Source organism: Micromonospora sp. CA-244673 (assembly GCF_050948395.1).
Classification (GTDB): Bacteria; Actinomycetota; Actinomycetes; order Mycobacteriales; family Micromonosporaceae; genus Micromonospora.
The window spans coordinates 3,374,631-3,399,639 of the sequence record NZ_CP192019.1; the positions used below are offsets into that span (position 1 = coordinate 3,374,631).

General features: G+C 69.5%; 25 protein-coding genes and 1 pseudogene. 15 read left to right on the plus strand and 11 right to left on the minus strand.

The window, feature by feature from the left end; genetic code table 11:
- Position 1: 1 nt before the first annotated feature.
- Genes ACQP12_RS15700 through ACQP12_RS15715 form a run of 4 tightly spaced genes read right to left on the minus strand, consistent with a single transcriptional unit; the run spans position 2 to position 4,626 of the window.
- Positions 2 to 1,288 carry an aconitase X gene (locus ACQP12_RS15700; RefSeq protein WP_433288699.1) on the minus strand — a complete coding sequence of 429 codons (1,287 nt, stop codon included), beginning with the start codon at positions 1,286 to 1,288 and terminating at the stop codon, positions 2 to 4.
- A complete protein-coding gene (locus ACQP12_RS15705; RefSeq protein ID WP_433288701.1) occupies positions 1,288 to 2,661 on the minus strand; it encodes an aldehyde dehydrogenase family protein in 1,374 nt (457 codons plus the stop codon). The genes ACQP12_RS15700 and ACQP12_RS15705 overlap by 1 nt, the downstream gene beginning before the upstream one ends.
- A 48-nt stretch (positions 2,662 to 2,709) precedes the next feature.
- On the minus strand, positions 2,710 to 3,666 hold the full coding sequence (locus ACQP12_RS15710; RefSeq protein WP_433288703.1) for a proline racemase family protein: 957 nt from the start codon (positions 3,664 to 3,666) through the stop codon (positions 2,710 to 2,712).
- 51 nt (positions 3,667 to 3,717) lie between these two features.
- Entirely contained in the window at positions 3,718 to 4,626 is a 909-nt protein-coding gene (locus ACQP12_RS15715; protein WP_357945530.1) for a dihydrodipicolinate synthase family protein, read from the minus strand.
- A gap of 201 nt (positions 4,627 to 4,827) precedes the next feature.
- On the opposite strand from ACQP12_RS15715, the gene ACQP12_RS15720 reads away from it, so the two are divergent.
- The 7 genes from ACQP12_RS15720 (at position 4,828) to ACQP12_RS15750 (ending at position 11,262) form a co-directional block, all read left to right on the plus strand.
- Positions 4,828 to 6,003 carry a branched-chain amino acid ABC transporter substrate-binding protein gene (locus ACQP12_RS15720; RefSeq protein WP_151460673.1) on the plus strand — a complete coding sequence of 392 codons (1,176 nt, stop codon included), beginning with the start codon at positions 4,828 to 4,830 and terminating at the stop codon, positions 6,001 to 6,003.
- Positions 6,004 to 6,067: 64 nt separating this feature from the next.
- Complete coding sequence (locus ACQP12_RS15725) at positions 6,068 to 6,961, plus strand: branched-chain amino acid ABC transporter permease (RefSeq protein WP_355056785.1); 894 nt, start codon at positions 6,068 to 6,070, stop codon at positions 6,959 to 6,961.
- Positions 6,961 to 7,995, plus strand: a complete 1,035-nt coding sequence (locus ACQP12_RS15730) for a branched-chain amino acid ABC transporter permease (RefSeq protein ID WP_433288706.1) — start codon at positions 6,961 to 6,963, stop codon at positions 7,993 to 7,995. Before ACQP12_RS15725 ends, ACQP12_RS15730 begins: the two co-directional genes overlap by 1 nt.
- On the plus strand, positions 7,992 to 8,810 hold the full coding sequence (locus tag ACQP12_RS15735; RefSeq protein WP_433288708.1) for an ABC transporter ATP-binding protein: 819 nt from the start codon (positions 7,992 to 7,994) through the stop codon (positions 8,808 to 8,810). Before ACQP12_RS15730 ends, ACQP12_RS15735 begins: the two co-directional genes overlap by 4 nt.
- The gene (locus ACQP12_RS15740; protein ID WP_433288711.1) at positions 8,803 to 9,531 is read left to right on the plus strand and encodes an ABC transporter ATP-binding protein; all 729 of its coding nucleotides are present in this window, start codon (positions 8,803 to 8,805) and stop codon (positions 9,529 to 9,531) included. The genes ACQP12_RS15735 and ACQP12_RS15740 overlap by 8 nt, the downstream gene beginning before the upstream one ends.
- Before the next feature lie 4 nt (positions 9,532 to 9,535).
- Positions 9,536 to 10,546 (plus strand): proline racemase family protein, encoded by a 1,011-nt coding sequence (locus tag ACQP12_RS15745; protein ID WP_433288713.1) that lies wholly within the window; start codon positions 9,536 to 9,538, stop codon positions 10,544 to 10,546.
- Positions 10,543 to 11,262 carry a GntR family transcriptional regulator gene (locus ACQP12_RS15750; protein ID WP_433288715.1) on the plus strand — a complete coding sequence of 240 codons (720 nt, stop codon included), beginning with the start codon at positions 10,543 to 10,545 and terminating at the stop codon, positions 11,260 to 11,262. The genes ACQP12_RS15745 and ACQP12_RS15750 overlap by 4 nt, the downstream gene beginning before the upstream one ends.
- Before the next feature lie 60 nt (positions 11,263 to 11,322).
- Here the strand turns inward: ACQP12_RS15750 and ACQP12_RS15755 are convergent, their stop codons facing one another.
- The 5 genes and pseudogenes from ACQP12_RS15755 to ACQP12_RS15775 form a co-directional block, all read right to left on the minus strand.
- The gene (locus tag ACQP12_RS15755) at positions 11,323 to 12,336 is read right to left on the minus strand and encodes a hypothetical protein (protein WP_433288717.1); all 1,014 of its coding nucleotides are present in this window, start codon (positions 12,334 to 12,336) and stop codon (positions 11,323 to 11,325) included.
- Positions 12,337 to 12,704: 368 nt separating this feature from the next.
- Positions 12,705 to 12,959, minus strand: coding sequence for a DUF6510 family protein (locus tag ACQP12_RS15760; protein ID WP_433288719.1), 255 nt, complete (start codon positions 12,957 to 12,959; stop codon positions 12,705 to 12,707).
- Positions 12,960 to 13,378: 419 nt separating this feature from the next.
- A complete protein-coding gene (locus ACQP12_RS15765) occupies positions 13,379 to 14,239 on the minus strand; it encodes a class I SAM-dependent methyltransferase (protein ID WP_433288721.1) in 861 nt (286 codons plus the stop codon).
- A gap of 289 nt (positions 14,240 to 14,528) precedes the next feature.
- Positions 14,529 to 14,996 (minus strand): GNAT family N-acetyltransferase, encoded by a 468-nt coding sequence (locus ACQP12_RS15770; RefSeq protein WP_433288723.1) that lies wholly within the window; start codon positions 14,994 to 14,996, stop codon positions 14,529 to 14,531.
- 56 nt (positions 14,997 to 15,052) lie between these two features.
- Positions 15,053 to 15,343: pseudogene (locus ACQP12_RS15775) on the minus strand (IS5/IS1182 family transposase); the annotation flags it as partial.
- A 1,028-nt stretch (positions 15,344 to 16,371) separates the two neighbouring features.
- Between ACQP12_RS15775 and ACQP12_RS15780 the strand changes: the two are divergent.
- The 5 genes from ACQP12_RS15780 (at position 16,372) to ACQP12_RS15800 (ending at position 20,203) form a co-directional block, all read left to right on the plus strand.
- A complete protein-coding gene (locus ACQP12_RS15780; protein ID WP_433288725.1) occupies positions 16,372 to 16,503 on the plus strand; it encodes a hypothetical protein in 132 nt (43 codons plus the stop codon).
- Positions 16,504 to 17,142: 639 nt separating this feature from the next.
- Positions 17,143 to 17,682 carry a DUF1345 domain-containing protein gene (locus ACQP12_RS15785; protein ID WP_433288727.1) on the plus strand — a complete coding sequence of 180 codons (540 nt, stop codon included), beginning with the start codon at positions 17,143 to 17,145 and terminating at the stop codon, positions 17,680 to 17,682.
- Between the two features lie 301 nt (positions 17,683 to 17,983).
- Positions 17,984 to 18,181 (plus strand): hypothetical protein, encoded by a 198-nt coding sequence (locus ACQP12_RS15790; RefSeq protein WP_433288729.1) that lies wholly within the window; start codon positions 17,984 to 17,986, stop codon positions 18,179 to 18,181.
- 44 nt (positions 18,182 to 18,225) lie between these two features.
- Positions 18,226 to 18,477, plus strand: coding sequence for a hypothetical protein (locus ACQP12_RS15795; RefSeq protein WP_433289287.1), 252 nt, complete (start codon positions 18,226 to 18,228; stop codon positions 18,475 to 18,477).
- Positions 18,478 to 18,772: 295 nt separating this feature from the next.
- A complete protein-coding gene (locus ACQP12_RS15800) occupies positions 18,773 to 20,203 on the plus strand; it encodes a sugar porter family MFS transporter (protein WP_433288731.1) in 1,431 nt (476 codons plus the stop codon).
- 436 nt (positions 20,204 to 20,639) lie between these two features.
- Here ACQP12_RS15800 and ACQP12_RS15805 read toward each other — a convergent pair whose 3' ends face one another.
- Positions 20,640 to 21,023, minus strand: a complete 384-nt coding sequence (locus ACQP12_RS15805) for a glycosyl hydrolase family 18 protein (protein ID WP_433288733.1) — start codon at positions 21,021 to 21,023, stop codon at positions 20,640 to 20,642.
- 193 nt (positions 21,024 to 21,216) lie between these two features.
- Here ACQP12_RS15805 and ACQP12_RS15810 point away from each other — a divergent pair, with 193 nt between their 5' ends.
- Complete coding sequence (locus tag ACQP12_RS15810; RefSeq protein WP_433289597.1) at positions 21,217 to 21,603, plus strand: hypothetical protein; 387 nt, start codon at positions 21,217 to 21,219, stop codon at positions 21,601 to 21,603.
- Positions 21,604 to 21,682: 79 nt separating this feature from the next.
- On the opposite strand, the gene ACQP12_RS15815 is transcribed toward ACQP12_RS15810, so the two are convergent.
- On the minus strand, positions 21,683 to 22,885 hold the full coding sequence (locus ACQP12_RS15815; protein ID WP_357945476.1) for a low temperature requirement protein A: 1,203 nt from the start codon (positions 22,883 to 22,885) through the stop codon (positions 21,683 to 21,685).
- 538 nt (positions 22,886 to 23,423) lie between these two features.
- Between ACQP12_RS15815 and ACQP12_RS15820 the strand changes: the two genes are divergently transcribed.
- Complete coding sequence (locus tag ACQP12_RS15820; protein WP_433288735.1) at positions 23,424 to 23,669, plus strand: hypothetical protein; 246 nt, start codon at positions 23,424 to 23,426, stop codon at positions 23,667 to 23,669.
- Between the two features lie 144 nt (positions 23,670 to 23,813).
- A complete protein-coding gene (locus ACQP12_RS15825; protein ID WP_433288737.1) occupies positions 23,814 to 24,443 on the plus strand; it encodes a mechanosensitive ion channel family protein in 630 nt (209 codons plus the stop codon).
- Positions 24,444 to 25,009: the final 566 nt, after the last annotated feature.

A 25,009-nucleotide genomic window follows, 5' to 3' on the forward strand; every position in this document is an offset into this window, starting at 1 on the left:
GTCATCCCCACAGCCGCTCATCGCGTACCACCGTCCCGGCTCGCGCCGAGGCCACACACTCGGCCAGGCTTCCCAGTACGGTCTCGATTCCGAGGTTGGCCGGCGCGTACCAGGCCCACTTTCCCGAGTTCGTCATCACGGTGCGGATCCCGTCGCGCAGCACGGGCGTCACGTACGTGCACGTGTCGGTGAGGATGCGGCCCCCCGCGTCGCGCACGGCGCCGGCGTACCCGCGTGCCTCCGCCTCGGCCAGCACGGCCCGGCTGGTCGAGACGAACACGTCAACCGACGAGCTGAACGACGGGCCGGCCCGCAACTCGCGCGCCAGGGCCGCGAACTCGGGCAGCGAGAAGTGCGGGGTGCCGAGGCTGATGGCGTCGAGTGACTTCGTGGCGGCGGTGCTCAGCCGCTCGCGCGCTCGCCTGAGGTCGTGTGCCGTCACCGGCACGGTGGTGGCCTCAGGCTCGAGCACCGCGCCCAGCGTCGGCGCCTCCGGGGTCACTCCCACGATGTGGAACAGTGCGACGCCGCCGGCGGACGCGGCGGTCGCGCCGAGCGCCTTGACCCGGTCCTCGGTGACCCCGCCGTCGTTCAGGTCGCCCGGCAGGCCGGTGAGCGCCGCGACCCGGGTTCCGGCGAGTTCGCCGAGCAGCGCCCCGATCGCGGGCCAGGCGACGTCGTCGTCGAGCAGCGCAGCGGGGACCGCTGAGAAGTCGAGCACCAGCGCGGCCGCGCGGTTTCGCGTCAGGTGCAGGCCCGAGTAGGGGACCCGGCCGGCAACGCCGGCGGCGATGTCGATGAAGTCGCCGTACCGGTCCGTGCGCGCCCCGAGTACCGAGTTGACGAAGGCGATGGCGTTCGACTCCGCCCACGCCACATGGCTGCCTTGTGCCGGGCGGTGGCCGGACTGGTACGGCGCGCACGACCAGATCGGCTCGCAGCCGAGGGCCACGTGCGCATCCATGAGGCGCCGGCCGTTCTCGGCCACCTCGGGGTCGGCGCGTACCAATCCGGGATGCAGCAGATCGAGCGAGCCGACGTTGAGCGTCGTGCGCACCCGCACTCGGGCGCCGAGGGAGACCAGCCGCTCGGTGAACTCCAGCCCGGCCACGCCGTGGTACAGGCAGCCATCGGCGTGCGCCGACTCGATCGGCACCAGTCGTTCGGCCCCGTTCGCGCGCGCGACCCCGACGATCAGACGCATGCACATCGCGATGGCCGGGCCCTGCTCTCCGGCCAGCATCGACTGTTCCTCGGCCGTGAGCGCCAGGCCGTCGTCGCCGGGCATCAGGCTCCTTCGCCGGGGGCCAGCGTCACGGTGTGCAGCGAGGTGAAGAAGTCCTGCGCGGCCTTTCCCTGCTCGCGGCCGCCGACACTGGATGCCTTCTCACCGCCGAACGGCAGGTAGAAGTCGACCCCGGTGGTCGGTGCGTTGACCTTCACCAGACCGGCCGCCAACGCGTCCGCCGTCGTGAGCGCGGCGGTGAGATCGCGCGTGTACACGCCGGCGGCGAGTCCCTGCGGAACGTTGTTGGCCACCGCCACCGCTTCCTGGAGCGTAGGCACCGCGCGCAGCGTGGCGATCGGCCCGAACACCTCGTCGCACGAGAGCGGGTGGTCGGCGGGGACGTCCTCGAGCAGGGTCGGACGCACGAACCAGCCGGGGTCGTCGGTCGCCACGCCGCCGGTCAGGAGACGGGCCCCGGCCGCGGTCGCGCTGCCGGCGGCGGCCAGCACCCGGTCCCGGGCGGCTTCACTGATGACCGGCCCCACCGCGGTCGTCGCCCGCGCCGGGTCGCCGAACCCCAGCGCCTCGATCGCCGCGACGAGGGCGTCACGCATCGGCGCGACGTCCCCGACGACGATGACCCGCTTGGTCGCCGTGCACTTCTGGCCCGCGAACCCCATCGCGGCCGCGGCGATCTGCCTGGCGGTGGACTCCACGTCGGCGTCGGGCAGGACGATCGCCGGGTTCTGGCCGCCCATCTCCGCCTGCACCCGCACCCCGCGGGCCGCGGCCGAGCGCACCACGTCACCGCCGACCGCCGTGGATCCGGTGAACGACACCACGTCGGCCTCGGCCACGATCGCCCGGCCGGTGTCGCCGTCACCGGGAAGAACCGTGAACAGCCCCTCGGGCAGCACCTCGTCGAGCAGGGCGGCCAGCCGCAGCGCTGTCGCCGTGGCGTCCGGCGCCGGCTTCAGCGCCACAGCGTTGCCGAACGCCAGTGCCGGTGCGGCCTTCCACAGCGGGATGGCGATGGGGAAGTTCCACGGGGTGACGAGCCCGGCGACGCCGAGCGGTCGGCGCCGGGTGAAGAGCAGACCGAGGGTCGACGGCTCGTGCATCGCGCCCACCGGGTCGTACACCTGCTGGGCGTAGTAGCGAAGGATGGCCACCGCCCGAGCCACCTCACCGCGCGCTTCGCCGAGGGGCTTGCCGACCTCGCGAACCGCCAGTCGGGTCAGTTCGTCGGATGCCGCCGCCACCGCGTCGGCGGCGTCGGACAGTGCCTGCGCCCGGGCGGCCGCGGGGCCGCGCCCCCACTGGTCCTGCGCCGCGCGAGCGCCCGCGAACGCCTTCGCCACCTCGTCGGCGGTGGTCACGGGCGCCTCGGCGACGAGGTCCTCGGGCGCGTGCGGTGAGTAGCTCTTGATCACGAAGGCTCCCTCAGCGTCGGTAGGTGGGCCGGGTGGGACGAGGTCACGTCAAAGCAGGAAACCCGCCGGGAACGGGTCGTCCGGATCGAGGAAGTACTGTGCCGTGCCGGTCAGCCAGGCACGCCCGGTGATGGTCGGCACCACTGCGGTGACACCGCCGGCGAGCCGGGTCTCCTCGACGAGCCGGCCGACGAAGCGCGTCCCGATGAAGGACTCGTTGACGAAGTCGACGTCCAGAGCCAGCTCGCCACGCGCGTGCAGCTGCGCCATGCGGGCGCTCGTGCCGGTACCGCACGGGCTCCGGTCGAACCAGCCCGGATGGATGGCCATCGCGTGGCGCGAATGCCGGGCATCCGAGCCGGGAGCGATGAGCTGTACGTGGTGACATCCGCTGATGTCGGGGTCGTCGATGTGGGCCGGACGGTCCTGTTCGTTGATCGCTTCCATGATCGCCAGCCCGGCGTCCAGCAGTGCCTGCTTGTGTCCCCGGTCGAACGGCAGGCCGAGGTCATCGAGGTGGACCATGGCGTAGAAGTTGCCGCCGTAGGCGAGGTCGTAGCGGACCGTCCCGAAACCGGGCACCTCGACCGTCGCGCCCAACTGCTGGGAGTACGACGGCACGTTGCGGATCGTGACCGCCTTTGCCGCGCCGTCGGAGACGGCGACCTCCGCGACCACGAGGCCGGCGGGCGTGTCCAGGCGGATCGTCGTGACCGGCTCGGTCACCTCCACCATGCCCGTCTCCACCAGCACGGTGGCGACCCCGATGGTGCCGTGTCCGCACATCGGCAGGCAGCCGGACACCTCGATGTAGAGCACGCCCCAGTCGGCGTCGGGCCGCGTCGGCGGCTGCAGGATCGCTCCGGACATGGCGGAGTGCCCGCGCGGCTCGTACATCAGCAAGGTGCGCAGGTCATCGCTGTTGTCGAGGAACCAGCGCCGGCGCTCCATCATGGTGGCGCCGGGCAGTGGCGCCACGCCGCCTGTGATGACCCTGGTCGGCATGCCCTCGGTGTGCGAGTCGACGGCGTGCAGTAGTCGGCGGGCCCGCATGCCTCAGGCCAGTCCGGCTTCGAGGGCTGCCTCGGTCGCGGCGCGCACCGACTGCTCCTGCTCGGCGGTCAGCGGCTGCCGCGGCGGCCGGCAGATGCCGCCTTTACGGCCGACGATCTCCATGGAGAGCTTGATCGCCTGTACGAACTCGGTCTTGGAGTCCCAGCGCAGCAGGGGGTGCAGCAGCCGGTACAGCGGCAGCGCGGTCTGCAGGTCCCCTGCCACCGAGGCCTCGTACAGCGCCACGGTCGAGCGGGGAAAGGCGTTCGTGTATCCGGCGACCCACCCCTTGGCGCCCGCGATGCCGACCTCGAGCACGACGTCGTCGGTGCCGATCATCAGGTCCAGCCCCGGCGCGAGCTCCGAGATCTCGTAGGCCCGGCGCACGTCCCCGCTGAACTCCTTGACTCCCACGATGAGGCCCTCGTTGTAGAGCGTGGCGAGGATCCGCGGCGTCAGGTCCGTCTTGGTGTCGATCGGGTTGTTGTACGCCGTCACCGGCAGCCCGGCCTTGGCGATCTCGCGGTAGTGCTCCAGGACGGCCCGCTCGTCCGTGCGGTACGCGTTCGGGGGGAGCGCCATGACGGCCTGCGCGCCGGCCTCGGCGGCCTGCTCGGCCCAACGCCGCGACTCCAGCGCGCCGTAGGCGCCCACGCCCGGCATGACGACGAAGCCCTCGGGTGCGGCCTGGACCGCCACCTCGACGACCTTCGCGCGCTCCTCACTGGTCAGCACCTGGTACTCGCCCAGGGACCCGTTCGGAGTCACGCCGTGGGCGCCGTTCTCGGCCAACCACCGCACGTGCTCGGCGTAGGCGTCGAAGTCCACGGACAGGTCGTCGCGGTAGGGCAGGGCGGTCGCGACGAGCACGCCGCGCCAGGGGCGGGTACGGGCAGCGGGGGAAGCAGTCATCTCGGAAAGCCCCTTTCGTGACGGTCAGTAAAATATTACACAGCAGTCCGCCAGGCTCAAGTCACGCGTCGATAACACCCCGACGAGCACCTCTAGAGCGGCGATGTGTCCTGTGCCATAGTGCAGTGCTACGTCACACAGCAGTGCTACCAGCTACCTGGGCCGTCCACGTGTCGGCCCTTGAGGGAAGTGGGTTTGGCAATGACGGCATACCTGACCCGCCGGCTGTCGCGAGTCGCCCTCGTGGGCGGCGCGGCGGTTGCGGCCATGATGCTCTCCGCCTGCGGCAACGGGCTCGCCTCGGGAGGGGGCGAGCAGTCGTCGGACAAGGGGCCGATCGTCCTCGGCATGCTGACTCCGCTGTCCGGCAGCAGCTCGGCCATCGGCCCGTACATGAAGAACGGGGCGCAACTCGCCGTCGACGAGATCAACGGCAAGGGTGGCGTCGACGGGCGCAAGCTCGAACTCAAGGTCGAGGACGAGGCCTGCGACGCGAAGAGCGCCACGGCGGGCGCCAACAAGCTGGTCACCGCGGGCGTGAAGATCTCGGTCGGCGGCTACTGCTCGGGTGCGACGCTGCCAACGTTGCCGATCTTCGAGAAGGCCGACGTGCCCATGCTCATCCCGGCCGCCAACTCCAACGAACTGGTCAAGCAGCACAAGAAGAACGTCTTCCTGATCAACGGCACCGGCGCGCAGCAGTCCGATGCGGCGTTCACGTTCATGAAGAAGGTGGGCGCCACCAAGGTCGCCCTCATGGACGACAACACCAGCTACTCCAAGGACATCGCCGACACCACCGCCAAGCTGCTGACCGGCTCGCCGGCGCTCGCCGGACGCGAGTCGGTCACCGCCGGTGAGAGCGACTACAGCGCCAACGTCACCGCCATCCTGAAGGGACAGCCGGACTTCATCTACTGGACCGGCTACTACCAGGAGGGTGGCCTCATCATCCGTCAGCTGCGGCAGGCCGGCTACACCGGCAAGGTCATGGTCGCCGACGGGTCGGTCGACCAGAAGCTGGTGGACATCGCCGGCTCCGAGGCCGCCGAAGGCGTCTTCGCCACCATGACGCAGACCCCGGAGACGATCCAGGGCGCCGACAAGTGGATCGCGGACTACAAGAGCAAGTTCGGCGCCGCCCCCGGTCCGTACTCCACCCAGGCCTACGACGCAGTGCGGGTGGCCGCCGAGGCGGTCAAGCAGGCCGGCTCGACCGACGGCAGCGCCGTCATCAAGGCACTCGAGGGGATCGACGGTTTCCAGCTGTTCTCCGGGCCGCTGAAGTTCACCCCCGACCACACGCTGTCCAGCGGTGGCTTCCAGATCCTCACGGTGGAGAAGGGCAAGATCGTCCTCAAGGACACCCTGCAGTAGACCACCTGCTCCCGGCGGCGCCCTCCCAGGAGCGCGCCGCCGGGGCGTCCCCCGGAGGGCTCCCATGACCCAACTCCTCTGGAACGGTCTCTTCGTCGGATCGTTCTACGCCCTGGTCGCCCTGGGCTACACCATGGTGTACGGCATCATCAGGCTCCTCAACTTCGCCCACGGCGACCTGTACATGCTCGGTGCGTTCGTCGGTTTCGGCGTCCTGAGCGTCGCCGGCGGACTGGCGACCGGCCTCGGCTTCGTGGCGCTGCTCATCGTCCTGATCATCGCGATGCTGGTGACCGGAACGGCCGGCCTGCTGCTCGAGCGGATCGCCTACCGTCCCCTGCGCGGCGCGCCCCGGCTCTCCGTACTGATCACCGCGGTCGGCGCCTCGTTCGCGATCGAGTACGGGATGCGCCTGGTGGCCGGGCCCAACCCGGAGGTCTACCCGGTCCGGCTGGCGGGCGACTCGATCAACCTGCTCGGCGCCCGCATCACCATCCAACAGGCCAGCCTCATCCTGATCGCGGTCCTGCTGATGGCCGGCCTCCAGTGGCTCGTCATGGGGACCGGGACCGGGCGGGCCATGCGCGCCATCTCCCAGGACCCCACGGCGGCCCTGTACATGGGCATCAACGTCGACGCCGTCATCGCGCGCACCTTCTTCATCGGCTCCGCCCTCGCCGGGGCCGCCGGCGTGATGGCCGGCGGCTACTACGGGAAGATCGACTTCCTGATGGGGTTCATCATCGGGCTCAAGGCGTTCACCGCGGCCGTCATCGGCGGCATCGGCAACATCAAGGGCGCGATGCTCGGCGGCCTCGCGCTCGGCCTGCTCGAGTCGATCGGCACCGCCTGGATCGGCGGCCAGTGGCGCGACGTCTTCGCCTTCAGCTTCCTCATCATCTTCCTCACGCTCCGCCCGACCGGCATCCTCGGCGAGCGCGTTACGGAGCGTGTCTGATGACCACCAACTTCGCCTCGTCACCCACCGCCAGCGCCCTGTTCGACCGAATCCAGCAGAACCGCTACCTCGGCCTGATCGGACTGGCCGTCGCGGCGTTGGCGCCGTTCATCACCGCGACCAACTACGCCCTGTCGGTCATGACCTCCGCGCTGCTCTTCGTGATGCTCGCGGTCGGACTCAACATCGTCGTCGGCTATTGCGGCCTGCTCGACCTCGGGTACGCCGCGTTCTTCGCCATCGGCGCCTACGTCAGCGGAGTCCTCGCCACCCGGTACGGCTGGCCGCTGCTGGCCACGGTGCCCGTCGTCATCGTCGCGGCGGTGGTCGCCGGCATCGTGATCGGTGGGCCCACCCTGCGGCTGCGCAGCGACTACCTGGCGATCGTGACCCTCGGCTTCGGGGAGATCATCCGGATCACGGCGAACAACCTCACCATCACCGGTGGGCCGTCCGGCATCTACGGGATCCCCGGCATCACGCTGCTCGGGATCGACCTGAGCGGCCCGGTCGGCCTCTACTACACCTGTGTGGTCGTCGTCGCCCTGGCCGTCCTCGGCGCGGCGCGGCTCGGACGCAGCCGCCTCGGACGCGCCTGGCGGTTCATCCGCGAGGACGAGGACGCCGCCGAGGCGATGGGCATCAACACGTACCGGGTGAAGCTCGCCGCCTACATCGGCGGCGCCATCTGGGGTGGCCTCGCCGGCATTCTCTTCGGCGCCCAGCTGTCCGCCATCTCCCCACCGAGCTTCACCTTCCTGTGGTCGGCCCTCATCCTGATGGCCGTCGTGCTCGGTGGCATGGGCTCGACGCCCGGCGTCGTGCTCGGCGCCATCTTCATCAGCGTGCTGCCCGAGCTTCTCCGCGAGGCCGCGGACTACCGGTACTTCGTCTTCGGGATCCTGCTCATCGTAGTGATGATCTTCCGCCGGCAGGGACTGTGGCCGGCACGCGCCGTGGAACGGCAGTCCCGCCGTGACCTGCGCAAGGCCGAGAAGCATGACGCGGGCAAGGCGAAGGAGGTAGTGCCGTGAGCACGCCAGGAACCGCACCGCTCCTGCGGGTACAGGATCTGCACCTGGACTTCGGCGGCGTGAAGGCCGTTGACGGGCTGAGCTTCGAGGTCAACGAAGGCGACCTCCTGTCGCTCGTCGGACCCAACGGCGCCGGCAAGACCAGCGCGTTCAACTGCATCACGGGCTTCTACAAGCCCACCGGCGGCTCCATCACACTGCACGGCGCGGACATCACCGGCCTGCGTCCGTCCGCGATCGCGGCCCGCGGGACGTCGCGCACCTTCCAGAACCTGCGCCTGTTCGGTGAGCTGACGGTGCTCGACAACGTCCGCGCCGGGACGCACCTGCGGCTGCGGCAGAACGCCCTCGACGCGCTCCTGCACACGCCGCGGTTCCGGCGCTCAGAACGGGAGGCGACCGACGAGGCGAACCATTGGCTCGACTTCGTGGGCCTGCGCGGTGACCGCGGTGGCCTGGCGCGCAACCTCCCGTACGGCGAGCAGCGGCGCGTCGAGATCGCCCGCGCCCTGGCCCGCCGGCCCACGGTGCTCCTGCTGGACGAGCCCGCGGCGGGCCTCAACTACGGCGAGAAGACCGAACTGCTCGATCTGCTGCACCGCATCAGTGGGCTCGGCACCGCCATCGTCCTCATCGAGCACGACATGGATCTCGTCATGCAGGTGTCGCGCCGAATCGTCGTGCTGAACTTCGGCCGGGAGATCGCCGACGGCACTCCCGAGGAGGTACGCCGCAACCCGGACGTGATCGAGGCCTACCTCGGCAAGGACGACGACGAGGAAGCCACGAGCGAGGAGATGATGAACCGTGAGTGACGCCGCCGGCCGCTGTGCACTCGACATCGACGCTCTCGACGTCCACTATGGCCGCGTCCACGCCCTCCGGGGCCTGACCCTGACCGTCGGCGAGGGCGAGATCGTCACTCTGCTCGGCAACAACGGCGCGGGCAAGACCAGCACGCTCGCCACGGTTTCCGGCGTGGTGCGGTCCACCGGCGGCACCGTGCGCGCGTTCGGCACGGACATCACCAAGGCCAAGCCCTGGGAGATCGTCGGCGCCGGGGTGGTGCACGTGCCGGAGGGGCGCCGCATCTTCTCCCGGCTGACCGTTCACGAGAACCTCCAACTCGGCGGCTACCTGGTGAACGACAAGGCCGCGGTCAGCCGCCGGATCGACGAGGTCTACGCCCTGCTGCCCCGGCTCGCCGAGCGGCGCAGCCAGCAGGGCGGGAACCTGTCCGGCGGCGAGCAGCAGATGCTCGCCGTCGGTCGCGCGCTGGTCGCCGGGCCCAAACTGCTGATGCTGGACGAGCCCTCGATGGGGCTCGCACCACTCGTGGTGGCCCAGATCATGGCCCTGATCCGCCGGATCAACGCCGACGGCACCTCGGTGCTGCTCGTCGAGCAGAACGCCCGGGCCGCACTCAAGATCGCTCACCGCGCGTACGTGGTGGAAAACGGTGTGATCACCCTGCAGGGAGCCGCCCGCGAGCTCGCGCGCGACTCCCGCGTGGTCGAGGCGTACCTGGGGGCCTGAGGCGATGCAGGACATTCGTGCCACCGACTACCACACGGCGGGAGAGCCGTTCCGCATCGTCACCGAAGGCGTCCCGGAAATCCCCGGCGCCACGGTGCTGGAACGGCGCGAACGCGCCCAGCGCGATGAACAGGTCGACGCGGTGCGCCGGCTCCTGGTCAACGAACCTCGCGGCCACGCCGACATGTACGGCTGCTTCGTCGTGCCACCTGACGACGAGGGCGCACACTTCGGGGTGCTGTTCTGGCACAAGGACGGTTACTCGACGGCGTGCGGACACGGCACCATCGCGCTGGGTGCGTGGGCAGTCCGGAGCGGGCTCGTGGACGCCGCGCCGGACGGGGAGACCGACGTGGTGATCGACGTACCGTCAGGTCGCGTCACGGCCACCGTCTCATGCGTGGCCGGCGAGGTCCGCGGCGTCAGCTTCCGCAACGTGCCCGCGTACGTCCTGGGTCAAGGCATCGCCGTGAACACCAGCCGGGGCCCGGTGCGCGCGGACATCAGCTACGGAGGAGCGATTTACGCCTCCGTCGATGCCTCGGTCCTCGGGCTGCCGGTCGACCCCGAGCATTACGGTGAACTGCTGGCGCTCGGCCGCGAAATCAAATGGAAACTCAACGGGACCGAATGGGCCCGGCATCCGAGCGAACCGCGGCTTGACGGTATCTACGGCACAATTCTGTTCGAGGATCTCGGCCGACGGTCCGACGGCGCACACCAGCGCAACATCACCGTCTTCGCCGACGGTGAGGTCGACCGGTCGCCGTGCGGGTCAGGCACCTCCGCGCGGGTCGCGCTGCTAGCATCATCGGGGCAACTCGCCCCTGACCAGGTGCTAACGCACGACTCGGTGGTCGGAACACGGTTCCTGGGCCGCGTCGTGCAAGAGTTGGAAGCAGAAGGCCGCCCGGCCTACGTTTCGGAGGTTCGAGGCATGGCCTACCGAACTGGTGAACATCATTTTGTTCTTGAGGCCAACGACCCCGTCGGACTGGGGTTTGCGCTGCGATGAAGGAGACAAGGGGTGACACCGCGACCGGGCGCCTGGGCCCGGACGCCCTCTCTCTGCCGCAGTTCGGCGGCCGGCCCAACCTTCGGCAGGAGATCGCCCACATCCTGCGGGGCGCGGTCATCACCGGACAGATGCGACCCGGCGTGCTGTACTCCGCGCCGACCCTCGCGGAGCAGTTCGGTGTCTCCGCCACGCCGGTGCGCGAAGCGATGCTCGACCTCGCCAACGAGGAACTGGTCACGATCGTTCGAAACAAGGGCTTCCGGGTCAAGGAACTCAGTGACCGGGACCTGGACGAGATCACTTCGCTGCGCGCACTGATCGAGGTGCCCACCGTGGCCGAGATCGCCCGGGCCATCAACGAGCCCACCCGGGCGGCGGTCGAGGAGCTGCGCCCGCTCGCGAGGGAGGTGGAGCGGCTCGCCGAAACCGGCGACCTCATCGGCTATGTCGAGGTCGACCGGCGTTTCCATCTCTCGTTGCTCGCCCTCGCCGGCAACCGCCATCTCATCGACGTGGTGGGGAACCTACGGGCCCGCAGCCGCCTGTACGGCCTGCAAGGGCTCGCCGAGCGCGGCGAGCTGGGGCGTTCGGCCGCCGAGCACGAGCAGATCGTCGATCTGGTCGTGGCCGGCGACGCGCCGAAGGTGGCGGAGCTGATGCGACGCCACATCGGCCACGTCCGCGGCTCCTGGGCCGGCTACCACGAGCCCTGACGGCCAGCACCACGCGAAGCCCGTCTACCAGGCGAGCGGCGGAGCGGGACCGGCGTGACCTCACACGGCGTCCTCGTCGGTCCGCCGGTTTCCTTGGGTCGGCCCCGCGATGCCTGACTTGGGGGCCGGCTCCGGGCGGGGCCGGGTGGCGATGGCGTAGCCCGTGGTGGTGACGCCCAGTGCCACTCCCCAGCAGAGGAACACCAGCAGGGTGCCGGTCACCGCCCACCCCTCACGCACGTCCGACCAGTGCGTCTCGCCGCGGAGAACCTGCCGCACGAGCACCGCGACGCTCAGGATGCCGTAGGTGACCAGTGCGAGTGCCACCACCCCGGCGGGGACCACCGCCAGGAGCGGGGGAACCGGCCTATCGCGCAGTCCTGGCAGCCAGTGCGGGAACCGCTGCCCCCAGCGTTGTACCAACCCGAGTACGAGCAGGCCGGCCAGCGGCGGGACGAGGGTGATCGCCACGCCCGTCCACGTCGAAAGGCTGCGGTGGATGTCGTCGAGTTCCCGTTGCGGGATCCCGAACGGGACGCCGAGCACCCACAGCCCGTGCGGCACCGCCCAGCCGGCCACCGGCAGGGCCACCGTCACGTAGGCCCAGCGGCGGGTCCACGGCGGCACCGGCTGGTAGCCGGCCGCCCGCGCGCCGCGCTGCGGAGCGCAGGCGTTCGTGAGCCCGGCGAACAGCAGGCCGCCGGTCGCCAGCACGAGCCGTGCGCCGAGATCGCGCCAGTCCGAGGGGCGTCCCACCAACGCTGCAGGGATCTCGAAGAGCAGATGCAGTGGGAAGGACAGGACCAGGAGCAGCGCGGCCGCCGCCCCGCCGCCGGCGACCGAGCAGCGGCCGGGGAACCGGAGCAGGCACACGACCAGCACCGCGAGGGCGGCACCGACTCCGACCGCTCCCCACCCCGCCCAGAACGGCACTGTCTCGACCCGGTCCGCGCCGCATCCGCCGGTCGGGTCGACCAGATGGGTGCGGTCGCAAGCCGTGTAACCCCACCGGCCACCCCAGATCCAGTACGTCCGCACGGTCACCTCGGCGACGACGAACACGGCGCAGGCCACCGCCCACCGCCGGACCTGAACAGCGGCAGCCGGTCGGGGGGAACGAGTCGAAAGACCGGGCATGCCGACTCCCTGCGGAGCGTCGCGACGACGTGCCGGACCGGTTGTCATGCCATCCGGGACTCGCACCCGCGCGGGCCGTTGCCGCCCCGTCATCGCGTAACCCCCTCGGCCACGCTCGGGGTCAGCGGCCCCGGATGGATAAGACAAGGCTTGCTGGTCATGAGGCCATGCTCCGTGCCGACCGGCGGGGCTGTCCTCCCGCCGCGGCGGGACCCGCTCCCTCCACCGGGGGAGCGCACACCATGTCTGACGCACCTGCCTGCGTTCGGAGGTGCAGTCCGGTGCGAGCGAGCAGATCGCTGCGCTCAGGCAGTCGGCACCGGGAGGCTGAGGACGAGCGACCCCCGCAGGTCGACCAGGACCCGGTCGGCCGTGCGCACCACGCGCATAACGACGTCCTCGCAGCCGGGACATCGGGCGACGAGGCCGGGCGCTCGGTCGAACACCCGCATCGCGGCCAGCGGACGGGGCGTCCGGCACCCGGCGCAGGTGAGTTCGGCGACGGTGAGGTCGGTCCCCATGATCTCGCCGAGCGGTCCGGCGAGGGCGTTACCGTCCACCCAGGATGCGAGTGGTCTGTCACGGGTGATGGGACCTTCGCTTCATTCTGGCCGCCGACGTACCGGGCGGCGTACACGGTTCGGTGGATCGTCGAGGACGGAGTGCGGGCGGGCGTCAGCTTCACGGACACCCGGAGCGGAGTCCGCTACGACGGCCGGTACCGATGACCGGACGAACTCGGCCCGGCGACCCGCTTGCGCAGCTCTGCCTGGGATAGCGGCCCGGAGTGGACGACCGTCCCTGCGGAGTCCACGTAGTGCTCCTGACCTTGAACCGGCGCCACACCCGGCCGTCGTCGGTCAGGCTGGGGAAGCCATCGATGCCGGTCTCCCGGGCGAGCCGCCGAATCGCCTCGTTGCCGCTACCGCGGCCAGGCTGTGTCGGTGGCAGATCTTGTTGGGGTACGGCGGCTCAGTGATCAGGGCGTGGCGCGAACCGCCGAGACGAGCCCGCCCGCGCCCTCGTCCTGCTGGGGCGGGGTGAGCACAGGATGCCCGTAGGCCTCGGCGCGCTCACGCAGGGTGAAGGTCTCCGCCTCCCAGCCGAGGCCGGCTAGCCAGCCGACCGGGTCCTCCGGCATCTCCCAGACCCACATCGACGCCGCCGATCCCGAAGCGGCATCCCCACGGAAGCGTTCGACCACACCCCGCGAGCCCAGTGTGAGGCCCATCCTGCTACCTGCAGCGGACAGGGCGCCGACCCGTTCGAGCAGCGACTCCACTGCGTCCTCGGTTAGATAGATCAGCAGTCCCTCGGCGATCCACACCGTCGGCTGCGCCGGATCATGCCCGGCCGCGGCCAGGGCGCCGGGCCAGTCCTCGCGTAGGTCGACCGGGACGGTGATCCGCTCGCAGCGCGGAACGGCACGCTCCTGACGCAGCACCGAGGCCTTGAAGCCAAGCGGTTCGGCCGTGTCGACTTCGAACAACCGGGTACCCGCAGGCCAGTCCATCCGGAAGGCCCTGCTGTCCATCCCGGCTCCGAGCAGCACGACCTGCCGGACGCCGGACGCGACCGCCCGATCCAGCAGGTCGTCCAGAAACTTCGTCCGGATGACGATCGAGAAGGCCACACCGAGCCAGCGGCGCCGCGCCGCCTCGTCCGCGCGCGGGGGCGACGGCGTCCCGGGGCCTCTCCCGCCGGCAGTGGCGAAGGCCAGCGCCAGCGGGTCCCGGAACAGCGGCTGCTCGCGTGCCGTCTCCATTGCCCTCACCCGGGCCACGCCCACGGCTGTGGCCCACACCCCGGACGGCTCGATCGGTTCCGCCGCATGAGTCATGAGTGCAGCCTAGTTGGGCGGCGTGTCACCCAAGACCGTGAACGTTCGTGGCCACAGCACTAGCACTCAGGCTTGGCCCTCATGGCAACGGCACGAAGGTGTTCGCCGATGTCGTGGTCGTCGCGGCAGTGCTCGCAGAACTCCTCCCGTGCGGGGCACAGGGCGTCCTCGCCGTTCCACTCGATGCGATTCCAGGTCTGCCCGAGCAACTGCTTCAGCAGGCCGGGGGAGGAGCCGTGGGACATGGACTGGTCGTGGCGGGTCGCCGTTGATCGGATTCAGCGCGGCTTTACGCCTCGGAGGCCCAGCTGAGCCACTCGGGATCGTGACCCCAGCCGTTGCGCTCGTAAAAGGGCACCGCCCGGGTGCTGGAGTGCACTGTCACGTGCTCCAGCTCCAGGCGACGGGCTTCGTTCAGCACGGCCGACATCAGCAGCGCGCCGACCCGGCGGTCGCGCAGCTCGGGGACGACGAAGACGGACTGCACGTCGCCGCTGCGCCGGGCGTACTTGTTCGCTGTGGGCACACGGTCGACCACTGCCAGCCAGGCCATCCCGATCACCTCGCCGGCGGTCTCGGCCACGAACGCCCGGTGCTCGGGGTGGCCGCGCATCCAGTCGCCGAGCGTCGCGACGAACTCGTCCAGGTTGTCGCCCTGGTAGCCGCGCTCCTGGATGGCCCGCCGCCAGCGCAGACCGGCCAGGGCGGGCGCATCCGCGTCGGAGGCCCGGCGCACCGTGACACCAGTATCGATCAAGCGATGATCATAGAACCACTCTCATCCTGCGTAGGGCGGTTCGCTTCGACGTGGTGCGGGACGAGGATGACCTGCATGTGCACGCCGTGCCTCTTGTGCTTGCCGGAGTAGTACGGCCTCTGGTCCGCCACCCGGTCGATCGGGATCAGCGTGCCGTCCAGGATCGCGTACGCCAGGTGCCGGAGGGACCGCATCGCCGCAGCCAGGTCGTTGGCGGCCGCGGCGAGCACGACGATTGCTTCCTGCACGTAGCGCCAGGCGGTGGCGACGCCGACGACGAAGCCGGCGGCGAGGCGGGTGCAGGTGTCACCGTCGCGCCCTTGGAAAAGGCTCATTGGAGTCTGTCGCGCAGCACAGCGTTCATCGCTCCGCTTCTGAAGGCTCGCTACTAACGCCTGAGCCTCTTCGAGCCTGTTGGCCGGGTACATCACGGCGGAAATGATGTGCCGGTGATCGTGTTGCGGATCCGGACCGCGCTACTGCGCGTCGGGACATGGCTGTTTCCGCGTCGATACAGCCAGCCGCTCGTCGGTGCCGCGCTCAACCTAGGCCGCGGGCTGGAACGGTCCGGGCAATCCCAGAGGGCCACCGCCGCCTACCGGATGGCAGTCGCCGCGAGCCGGAAGCTGAGAAACCTCGACCCCGCGTGCGGCGAGTGGCTCGCCGGCTAGTGCACGGCGCTATCGAGCCGAAGCCTCGCCGCTCTCGGCCGCTACGGCGAGGCGCTCGTCAACCTCGCCACATCAGCCGACGACTACCGGGAGGCGGCGGCTATCGAGCCGGCGTACCTGCCACAGGTCAACCTGACCCGGCAGATGAGGGCGGAGATGCTGGCTCGCTCCGAACGTGCCGATGACCCGATGAATGGCGGCTGAACCCGACACGGCGCGCAGCCGCAACCCGCTGCAGAGACGGTTACCACCGCGCCACCACCGTGCTTAGCCATAAGCCGCCCCAGCTGCTTCTCGGTATGCAAGCAGCTCGTCGACGCCGGCTCTGCGGACCGTGCGCTTCGGTGTCAGCACCGAAGACTTCGAGCTGCCCGCAAGCAACAAGGTCGAACAGGGCAAACTCGAGTGACGTCAAGGACCCGGCTTGCTTCACCGACCGTGACCCCGGATGCCATCGCCAGCACAGACACCGCCCGACTCCGGCGAGATCCCGAAGCGGGCTCCTACGGCCCCGGTTTGACGCGCGCCTCGGTAGGGAAGGTTCGCGGACACCTCGATGAAGGAGGCTGTATGGAAACGTCCGCACGTGCCGGGCGCACTTACCGGCACTCGACATGCCCATGTGGGGCGGCGCGTGTTGCAGCGCCAACCGCGAGGGGTCGAGCCTAATGGCTCGCGTCGGTCGCTACGGGATCCCAGGGTTCGTGTGGTTCCTGATCTGGCTCGTCGTCTGCATCTTGATCGTCATCCTGCTGGCGCTGGTCATTCACCACTTCGGAGGCGCCTCGCTGTCACTCAAGCTCGGCCACTTCTACCTGAACGTCGGGGTCACCTGACCCGCCAGATCGTTGACACTCCGGCACCGGTACGGCCTAAGCCGTGTTAGCCGTCACCCAAGGGTGACGGCTAACACGGCTTGGAAGTGAGCGAGCGTGAAGTGCCAGCGCCGGCGCGCGGCCGTCGGGAAGCCATTGGCAGATGTCAATGTCTTCCTTTACGTGGTCGTGGGCCTCGTTCCACCGGCCGGCGGTGGTGAGGGCTGGGTACCGTCGGCGAGGAGCCTTCAACGCGCCCCGCAGCACAGCGGCGACACCCCGCCCCACGCCGCTGTAACCGGCGCCCGCCTGGGTGGCCGTGAGAAGCCGCAGCCCGGGTCTTGGCTTGGGCGGCGAACCCGGGACACGGCTTGCCGCACGGCGCCGGCACTTGGCTAAGACGCCAGGGCCTTTGGTGGATGAAGGTCGGCCAGGACCCGAGCGTGGATCGGCGGCGACTCGCCACCCTCGATGCAGCCCGATCCGGTGATCGCTCTGGGTTTTCCTGGCGCGACCCGGTCGACTAGGAACCCTGAGCGGGCGGGGAAGCGATCTGGACCACCATCGCTAGGACGTCTGCTGTCCGTCGGGCGTGCCTTGTGGTCCCTAGCCGTCGGTGTCGCCGCCGGGGCCGCCACCGCGCTGGTCGGGGCGCCGGAGTTGACGCCGCTGGTGATCTGGACGATCGCGGCGGGCACGATCCTCCTCTGGGTATGGCGGGCCTGCTGGCCGGCGAGTCCCGAGCGTACCGAGGAGCTCGCCGAAGCGGAGCGGCACTCACGTTCCACCGATACGGCGATCCTCGTCGCGTCCGCTATCAGCCTCGCCGCCGTGGCCGAGGCGCTCGTCCGCGCCTCGAACCAGCAGGACGCAGTGGCTGTCACGCTGGTGATCCTTAGCGTCGTCGCGGTGGTCCTGGCGTGGGCGCTGGTGAACACTGTTTTCGCGTTCAAGTACGCCCGGCTGTACTACCGCGACGACGGCAGTGGCATTGACTTCAAGCGGGAGGATCCGCCGGCGTACGCCGACTTCGCGTACATCGCCTTCACGGTTGGCATGTCCTTCGGCCCGGGCGAGAACGAACCCACGAATAGCCACATCCGCCGGGTCGCGCTCGGGCACGCGCTGCTCTCGTACGCCTTCGGAACCGGCATCCTGGCCGTCGCCGTCAACCTGGTCACCAACCTTGGTCAGTCATGACCCACTGAGCGTTGGAAGCGCCCGCTGCTAGAGCGGACCCGCAAGGCGGGATCGAGCTTCATCAACACCACACGATGGCGTGCTCGACGCCTCGTACGGCTACGACACCTTCAGGAACGAGCAGGACAAGTGCGTAGAGGCGGTACTGAAGCCGTAGCTGCGGCGGACAAAAGGGCTGCTCGCAACCGGGGAGGACCAAACCAGCCGGATCGCCACGCCGGCCTTCCCGGACGGGCCGCCTGGCTACGAGCGGACGGATGGGAGTGCGGATGACCGTCGCCTCGGGCAGAGAGGTCAGTTGATGGGCACGAGGACCATCCTGGCGGTCGGACTGATCCTCACTACCTTCCCTGCCCCGCGCACCAACGGACTGCCCGTGCTCACCTCCGCGGGTATCGTCGGCGCGCTGCTCGGCCTGTCCGCACCCGCACTGGGCAACGCCTTCGCCGGCATCCAGGTCGCCTTCGCCGATGGCCTCCACGTGGGGACCTCACCGTGATTGACGGGCAGTGGGGTCGCGTCGAGGAGGTGAAGCTGACCAACGTGGTCATCCGGCTCTGGGACGACCGGATACTCATCCTGCCCACCACCTGGTTCACCGAACACCCCTTCCAAAACCCGACACGAGACGCGAGTGATCGGCCAGATCCGGATCCACGTCGATCACACCGCCGACCTGGACGACCTCCGTGCCGAGACGAGGCGGCTCGTCGAATCCTCACCGCTGTGGGACAGGCGCCAGTGGGTGCTCCAGATGGTGGACGCGACGCCCCAGGCCGTCGTCGGGAGGCGTAGTACGAGTCGGAAGCTGCCAGCCTCGACTGCAGATCGATCCAGCTGACCACGACACCCGCCCCGGGGCGTCGCGAAACTCCACCGGTCCATCGCTCGAACAGACGACAGACCTCGCCGGTCATCGGCCGCCAACAGCACCCGACGCCCAGGCGCGATGGCTGGCCGGGCCCGGCAGCGGTGACCGGCGGCGGTGCGGGAGGGGTATCCCGATGCACCCGACGGCGGGGCAGCCGGTATTTCCGGACAGCCCCGGAAATTAGGACAAACGTCAGCCTGCTGCGGCACGATGAACAGCATGGATCCACCGGGTGTCACCCCCGACAAGGACGCCTCCCAGCCGCCAGCCAGAAGGCCAGGAGGCGTTGTTCTGATCGCTGCGGCCGCAGCCATCGGCGGTTTTCTCTTCGGCTACGACACCGCGGTGATCAATGGTGCCGTTGATGCGATTCGGGCCGAGTTTCACCTCTCGGCGTTGGTCCTGGGCACCGCGGTCTCCGCAGCGCTGCTCGGCGGTGCGATCGGCGCGTGGTTCGCCGGTCCGCTGGCTGATCGGATCGGCCGGGTACGGGTCATGCTGATCACGGCGCTCATGTTCGCGGTCAGCGCCGTCGGCGCGGCACTCGCCGTAGGTCCCATCAGCCTGACCGCCTGGCGGGCCGTCGCCGGAGTGGCCGTCGGCGCTGCCAGCGTCGTTGTCCCCGCCTACATTGCCGAGATCTCTCCCGCAGGCAAGAGAGGGCGATTGGGCTCCCTGCAACAACTGGCCATTGTGATTGGGATCTGTGTCGCCCTGCTGATCGACTACGCCTTGGCCACCTTGGCCGGCGGTGCCGGCAACGACGTGCCGTGGGGCGGAACGGCGTGGCGGTGGATGTTGGCCTCGGCCGCGTTTCCCGCGGCGCTCTACGGCCTACTCGCGCTGCGGATCCCCGAGTCCCCGCGCTACCTGGTCCGACGCCACCGCGACGAGCAAGCACGTGAGGTGCTGCAGCGGTATGTCGGCGACGGCGAGCGCCTCGGGGAAATCAAACGTTCGCTCGCCGGCACCACGCAGACCATTGATCTCGCTGACCTCCGTGGCCGTTCTCCTCGGGACCGACGTTTCGGGCTGCTGCCGATCGTCTGGATCGGCATCATTCTCGCAGCCCTGCAACAGCTGGTCGGCATCAATGTAATCTTCTACTACTCCACCACACTCTGGCGGGCCGTCGGCTTCGCCGAGAACGATGCCCTCCTGACGAGCGTCATCACCAGCCTGGTCAACCTCACCGGCACCTTTGTGGCGATCGCCCTCATCGACCGGGTCGGCCGCAAGCCGTTGCTTAGGGCCGGCTCTGCCGGCATGGTGCTGACTCTGGCTACCCTCGTCTGGTGCTTCAGCCGCGCCACCGGGACGGGGGAAAACGTCACACTTGCGCCCGGCGTGGATATCGTCGCGCTCCTCGCGGCCAACCTCTACGTCCTGTCTTTCGCAGCGAGCTGGGGGCCCACGCTCTGGGTGCTGCTCGGCGAGATGTTCAACAACCAGATCCGCGTCACCGCGGTCGCGGTCGCCGGAACGGCACAGTGGATCGCCAACTGGCTAGTCACTATCTCGTTCCCGAGCCTCGCCGACGTCAGCCTCCCCCTCACGTACGGCATATTCACCGGATTCGCGGCCCTCGCCCTCGTCTTCGTCCAGCGCTTTCTCCCCGAAACGAAGGGACGAGAACTGGAAACGATGTAGTTCATCCCTGGTCGTTCTGCGGGGGAGAGAGGAACTACATGCCCGGGAGCCAGCTCGGCCCGCATGAGCAGCGCCTCGATCCCGGAGAAATTCGGTCCCCACCCACAGGTCGTCGGGACCCGTGCTGTGGCTAAGGGTGGCCGTCGCCATCGCCGACGGTGTCCCGGTCAGCCGCGCGGCCCGCGACTGCGGTGGGTGGCACGGGCCAGCCTCGCCCTCGGCGTCGTCGCGTCAGTGGCCGCGAACGTGCTGCACGCCCGCCGAACCCGATAAGCCAAATCATCGCCGCGTGGCCGCCCTTGGCGCTGCTGCTCACCATCGAGCTGATCTCCCGCGAACCCCGCCACCGCCACCTGTTCCGCGCCATCCTGGCTCCGCCGATATGCCGGGCCTGCTGCGGCCTCCGCGGTGTCCTTGCTCAACGTCGGCCAGAGCGCTACTGGCGGAACGGGCGGGTCATGGCTGCGAGGAGGGAATGCTCGCTGTCGTCACCGGCGATCTGCCATGTGAACGCGCCACGCAGCCGGTGCCTCGCCGCGAACGCGGCTCGCTCCTGGATGGAGTCGGCGTCCTCGTAGCTCACGAACGTCTGCCTAGCGGGGTGGTAGAGCCACGGTGTGCGGGCCACCGGATGGCGGTGGCGCTGCCATGCCGGGTCGGGCAGCAGGTCACGGTTGATGTCGCGCCAGTTACCGACATCGACGGTACCGATCTGGGGCTGGAACAGGCCGGCTTGCTCGCCGGGTGAGGTGACGCGGAACCCGCGGCCGTAGAACGGCACGCCGAGCACGAGCTTGTCGCGTGGTACGCAGGCGGCCACCGACGGAGCGCGGGCTGTGCTGGATACGCTTCGTGAGTCAGCCAGCGCGAAGGAGTACGGAGACCTTGTCGACCAGTTGCCGCAGGAGTTCTGGCAGCTGACCGGGCCGGGGACGGGACGGCTCCAGCCTCGCCGGGTCGCCACCTAGTGCCGCGTCAGGCAACGTTTGCCCCGTTTCCGTGAGACTGCTCGGGTGATCGTCAGACTTGCGGGAGAGCAAGACTTCCATGGCTTTCTTTGCCTGGCGGCCCAGGTTGAGTGCTGGTTCGGCCCGATGGTCGAGGATCTCGGCTTTTGCGACACTGTGCGGAAGCACGTTCGTCGGTTCTGGGTGCTCGTCGCTGTTTCCTCGGGGCCGGATCTCCTGGGCGGGCTGTTGTTCGCGGCGAAGGCGGCATGCCACGAACCGGGAACGCCGCTTGCCCACGGTCGGCCGACTGACCCCCGACCGAGCAGCGACATCCTGACTCGACAGAACGCCGGCGCATGCCTTCACGATCCGACACCGCAGGGCCACGCCTGCGCCAACTTCGCCCGGCGCGACCAGCTCTGCAACGTCTCTCCCGCTCCGCATCACTGATTACCAACTCGGCCCTCGGCCGTCCAAGACCCGCCATCACCGCGGTCTACATCTAGGAAACGAAATGAGGCGGGGGACACTAGTGATCCGTCACTGTCCCGCCGGTGCCCTGCCCGCGCCGGGTCGCGATCACTGTGGTGGCGACGAGGATGGCGAGGAGCAGGGCGGTCAGGCGGGACGGCGCCGGCGTGAACGGTGTCAGCAGGAGGAGCGCCGTCGTGGCCAAGTACGGCACGGTCATCTTGAGCTGTTGATAGGGGCGGACGTGCAGCGTCCAGACTGCGAGCAGGTAGACGGCGACCGGCGCGGCCACCGCGTATCCGGCAGCGACACGCCCGAGGTGCACAGCGCCGGTCTGGTAGTCCACGTCGACGGCGATGCCCGCACCGAGCGCGGCGGCGGAGGCGAAGATTAGGTATTGGCCGTACCCCCAGAGCAGCGCGACCTGTGGCGAGGCCGCCAGGTGGAGGACTGGGCGGTCGAAGTACAGCCACCACATCGCGAAGACGATCACGACGCCGGCACCGGCGATCGACAGCAGAGTGCTTGTCTTGATCCCTCTGTCGAACGCGGTTTGGACGGCGAGGCTGGCCGCGAGTACCGACTCGCCGAGCACGATGATGGTGAATAGCCCGTACCGCTCGGTTATGTGGCGTGGGTGCCAGATGATCGGAGCGGGGCGCCGGGCCCAGAACGGCAGGAGCAGTTCGGCGAGGACGATCACCAGGAAGCCGGGCAGGAGCCACCGGTCGGGCAGTGCCAGCCGGGCGATCCAGGCCACTTGCAGCAACACGATCCCCGCGGCGTAGCGCAGTGCGGTGGCCCGCCGCTCCGGGTCGCTGCGGGCGGCGCGCAACCATTGCGCGACCATCGCCAGCCGCATGATCACGTACCCGTATGTGATGACGGAGAAGTCGCCGTGATCGAAGGCACGGGGTACGCCACCGGCGATCACCAGCGCCCCGGCGATCTGAACCAGGGTGGTGAGGCGGTAGACGTCGTCCTCGGGGTCGTACGCGGAGGCGAATGTGGTGAAGTTCATCCACGCCCACCAGATCGCGAAGAACACCGCCGGGTAGAGACCGATGCCGTGACCGATGTCAGCCTCGCCCAGGTTGTGGTGCAGCCGGTCGGCGGCCTGCCTCACCGCGGCCACGAAGCACAGGTCGAAGAGCAGTTCCAGCGGAGTCACGGTTCGGTACGGCTCGTCGGTGGGGCGGGCGACCATGGGCCGGTACCAGGCCCGGACGGGAGACCGTGGAGGAGTCACTGTGTCGGACATGGCAGCACCTCGGACGGCTCGCGAAGACGGTTCCTGCCGCTGATCATTCCGACCGCGGCCCGTCCCGTACCGGACGCTCACCGAAGTTCACGTGAACGGGCCTGGAAGTCGACTCCACCGGCCGCATGCGAGGCGCCCCAGACCGAACCAAGGGACGACGGTGACTGCTACCGAGGCGGACGGGACCCAACCGCCGATGTCCATCGAGCGTCTGGATCCCGTTCACCTTGCCCGCATCCTGCACCGGCCGGACAGCGCCCGGCCCCAGTAGTGCGAGTCAGCGAATAGCCAACGCTCGTCCTGCGGTGCCTGGGCGGGCGCGGGCTCGCCCGCGAAGTACGCCGCCAGCTCCGCGTCGCATTCTCGGCCAGCCAGCGCTGGGTGGCCGGGAAGCCTCGGGAGGCGGCACCCGCCCGCAACCGTCTCGTCTGGCATCTTCGATTCCGCCGCTTGCCACCGGATCTGATGGCACCCTGAACGCGGGTGTGCGGTCGCGAGCCCGGGAAGGCGGCATCGGGATCACGGTGAAGGGCTTCTGATGCGTACCGCGTTGATCGTGCTGGCGGCGCTGGCGGCCGCCGTAGTCGTGGACCTGGTCTCCGGCGTGCTGGTACGCCGGGTTGCCCGTTGCCGCTACAAGTGGTTGTTGGAACCTCTGCGTCTGCGACACGCCTGCCGCCGCCCGGCAGCCACGGTCCTGCTGGTCGGGGCGCTGTACTACGCGCTGCCGCCCGGACCGGCAGGTGGGAGCATCATCTGCGGCACGCCATCCTGCTGCTCCTGATCGCCGTCGGTGCGTGGCTGGTGGTCAGGGCATTGCACGTCGCCGAAGCTGTCGCGTTCAGCCGGCTGCCGGGCGATATGGTCACGAGCCGGAGGGTCGGTCCGGCGGGCCCCGACCCAGATCCGTCCGGTGCGGCGGCTCACGGTGGCCGTTGTCACGATCCTCGCAGTAGGCCTGATCCTGACCACCTTCCGGCCGGTACGCCTCTTCGGCGTCACCATTCTGACCTCGGCCGGGGTGATCGGCGCGGTGCTCGGCCTGTCCGCGCGCACCGCGCTCGGCAACGCGTTCGCCGGCATCCAGGTCGCCTTCGCCGACGGGCTGCACGTCGGCGACGTGCTGGTGGTGGACGGCGAGTGGGGCCGGGTCGAGGAGGTGAAGCTGACCAACGTGGTGATCCGGCTCTGGGACGAGCGGATACTCATCCTGCCGACCACGTACTTCACCGAGCGGCCGTTCCAGAACTGGACCCGGGACCAGTCGCGGGTGATCGGCAAGATCCAGATCCATGTCGACCACACCGCCGACCTGAACGAGATGCGCCGGGAGGCACGCCGACTGATCGAGGCCTCACCCCTGTGGGATCGAGACCGGTGGGTGCTCCAGATGGTCGACGCCACCCCGCAGACCGTGGTCACCCAGGTGCAGGCCTCGGCCGCGGACGGCGCCAGCGCCTGGGACCTACGGTGCGACCTGCGAGAGGGACTGATCAGCTACCTGCGCGACCAGCACCCCCAACGGCTGCCGCGCACTCGCAGCCAGTACCAGCCCTGACAGGCGTCCCGGGTCGGCGCCGGCCTCGAGTGCCGCTAGGTGGCAAACCAGCCGCACGTCGCGCCGGGCCCGCCGCCCCCAGACACCGCCGTGCCACGTCCCGCATCTCGCGATCGTGCATACGTTCGATAAGGTGGCGCCTCGGATGGCGAGGGGTCTCGCGCCCCTGTAGCAAAGGGTTACTCGCGGCGGTCCTCCGCGCCTCGGCTGTAGGGCTCACAGCAGCCGGGGCGTTGCTGATGTACCCGAAGATCACTTCCGGTGGCCGGGGGCATAGGGCGCGCCGGCGTTGGGTTGGCTTGCCGCGCGGCGCGAACGCTCGGTGCGTACCGGCGACCGGGGCGCGGGATCGGCCACCGCGCCAGGCGGGCGAACCAGACGGCCGACGCGGACCCGGTATCGGCCGTCCGACCGCGACCAGGCCGTAGGGCGTGGTCAGGCCGTTGATGAAGGCGGCCTTCGACATAACCGCCTCCTCATCGCTGGTCGTCCATACGATAGGTATGCTTCCAGGCCTGGCCTCCAACCCATGCCATCTCACCCATCCACCGGGTGGGGCTGGCCAG

What these genes read in the sequence shown, in the direction of transcription:
- ACQP12_RS15700 (WP_433288699.1), bottom strand. Translation starts at nt 1,288, where the DNA reads ATGCCCGGCGACGACGGCCTGGCGCTCACGGCCGAGGAACAGTCGATG.
- ACQP12_RS15815 (WP_357945476.1), bottom strand. Translation starts at nt 22,885, where the DNA reads ATGTCCGACACAGTGACTCCTCCACGGTCTCCCGTCCGGGCCTGGTAC.
- ACQP12_RS15715 (WP_357945530.1), bottom strand. Translation starts at nt 4,626, where the DNA reads ATGACTGCTTCCCCCGCTGCCCGTACCCGCCCCTGGCGCGGCGTGCTC.
- ACQP12_RS15750 (WP_433288715.1), top strand. Translation starts at nt 10,543, where the DNA reads ATGAAGGAGACAAGGGGTGACACCGCGACCGGGCGCCTGGGCCCGGAC.
- ACQP12_RS15710 (WP_433288703.1), bottom strand. Translation starts at nt 3,666, where the DNA reads ATGCCGACCAGGGTCATCACAGGCGGCGTGGCGCCACTGCCCGGCGCC.
- ACQP12_RS15730 (WP_433288706.1), top strand. Translation starts at nt 6,961, where the DNA reads ATGACCACCAACTTCGCCTCGTCACCCACCGCCAGCGCCCTGTTCGAC.
- ACQP12_RS15765 (WP_433288721.1), bottom strand. Translation starts at nt 14,239, where the DNA reads ATGACTCATGCGGCGGAACCGATCGAGCCGTCCGGGGTGTGGGCCACA.
- ACQP12_RS15725 (WP_355056785.1), top strand. Translation starts at nt 6,068, where the DNA reads ATGACCCAACTCCTCTGGAACGGTCTCTTCGTCGGATCGTTCTACGCC.
- ACQP12_RS15790 (WP_433288729.1), top strand. Translation starts at nt 17,984, where the DNA reads ATGGGCACGAGGACCATCCTGGCGGTCGGACTGATCCTCACTACCTTC.
- ACQP12_RS15720 (WP_151460673.1), top strand. Translation starts at nt 4,828, where the DNA reads ATGACGGCATACCTGACCCGCCGGCTGTCGCGAGTCGCCCTCGTGGGC.
- ACQP12_RS15820 (WP_433288735.1), top strand. Translation starts at nt 23,424, where the DNA reads ATGCGTACCGCGTTGATCGTGCTGGCGGCGCTGGCGGCCGCCGTAGTC.
- ACQP12_RS15745 (WP_433288713.1), top strand. Translation starts at nt 9,536, where the DNA reads ATGCAGGACATTCGTGCCACCGACTACCACACGGCGGGAGAGCCGTTC.
- ACQP12_RS15800 (WP_433288731.1), top strand. Translation starts at nt 18,773, where the DNA reads ATGGATCCACCGGGTGTCACCCCCGACAAGGACGCCTCCCAGCCGCCA.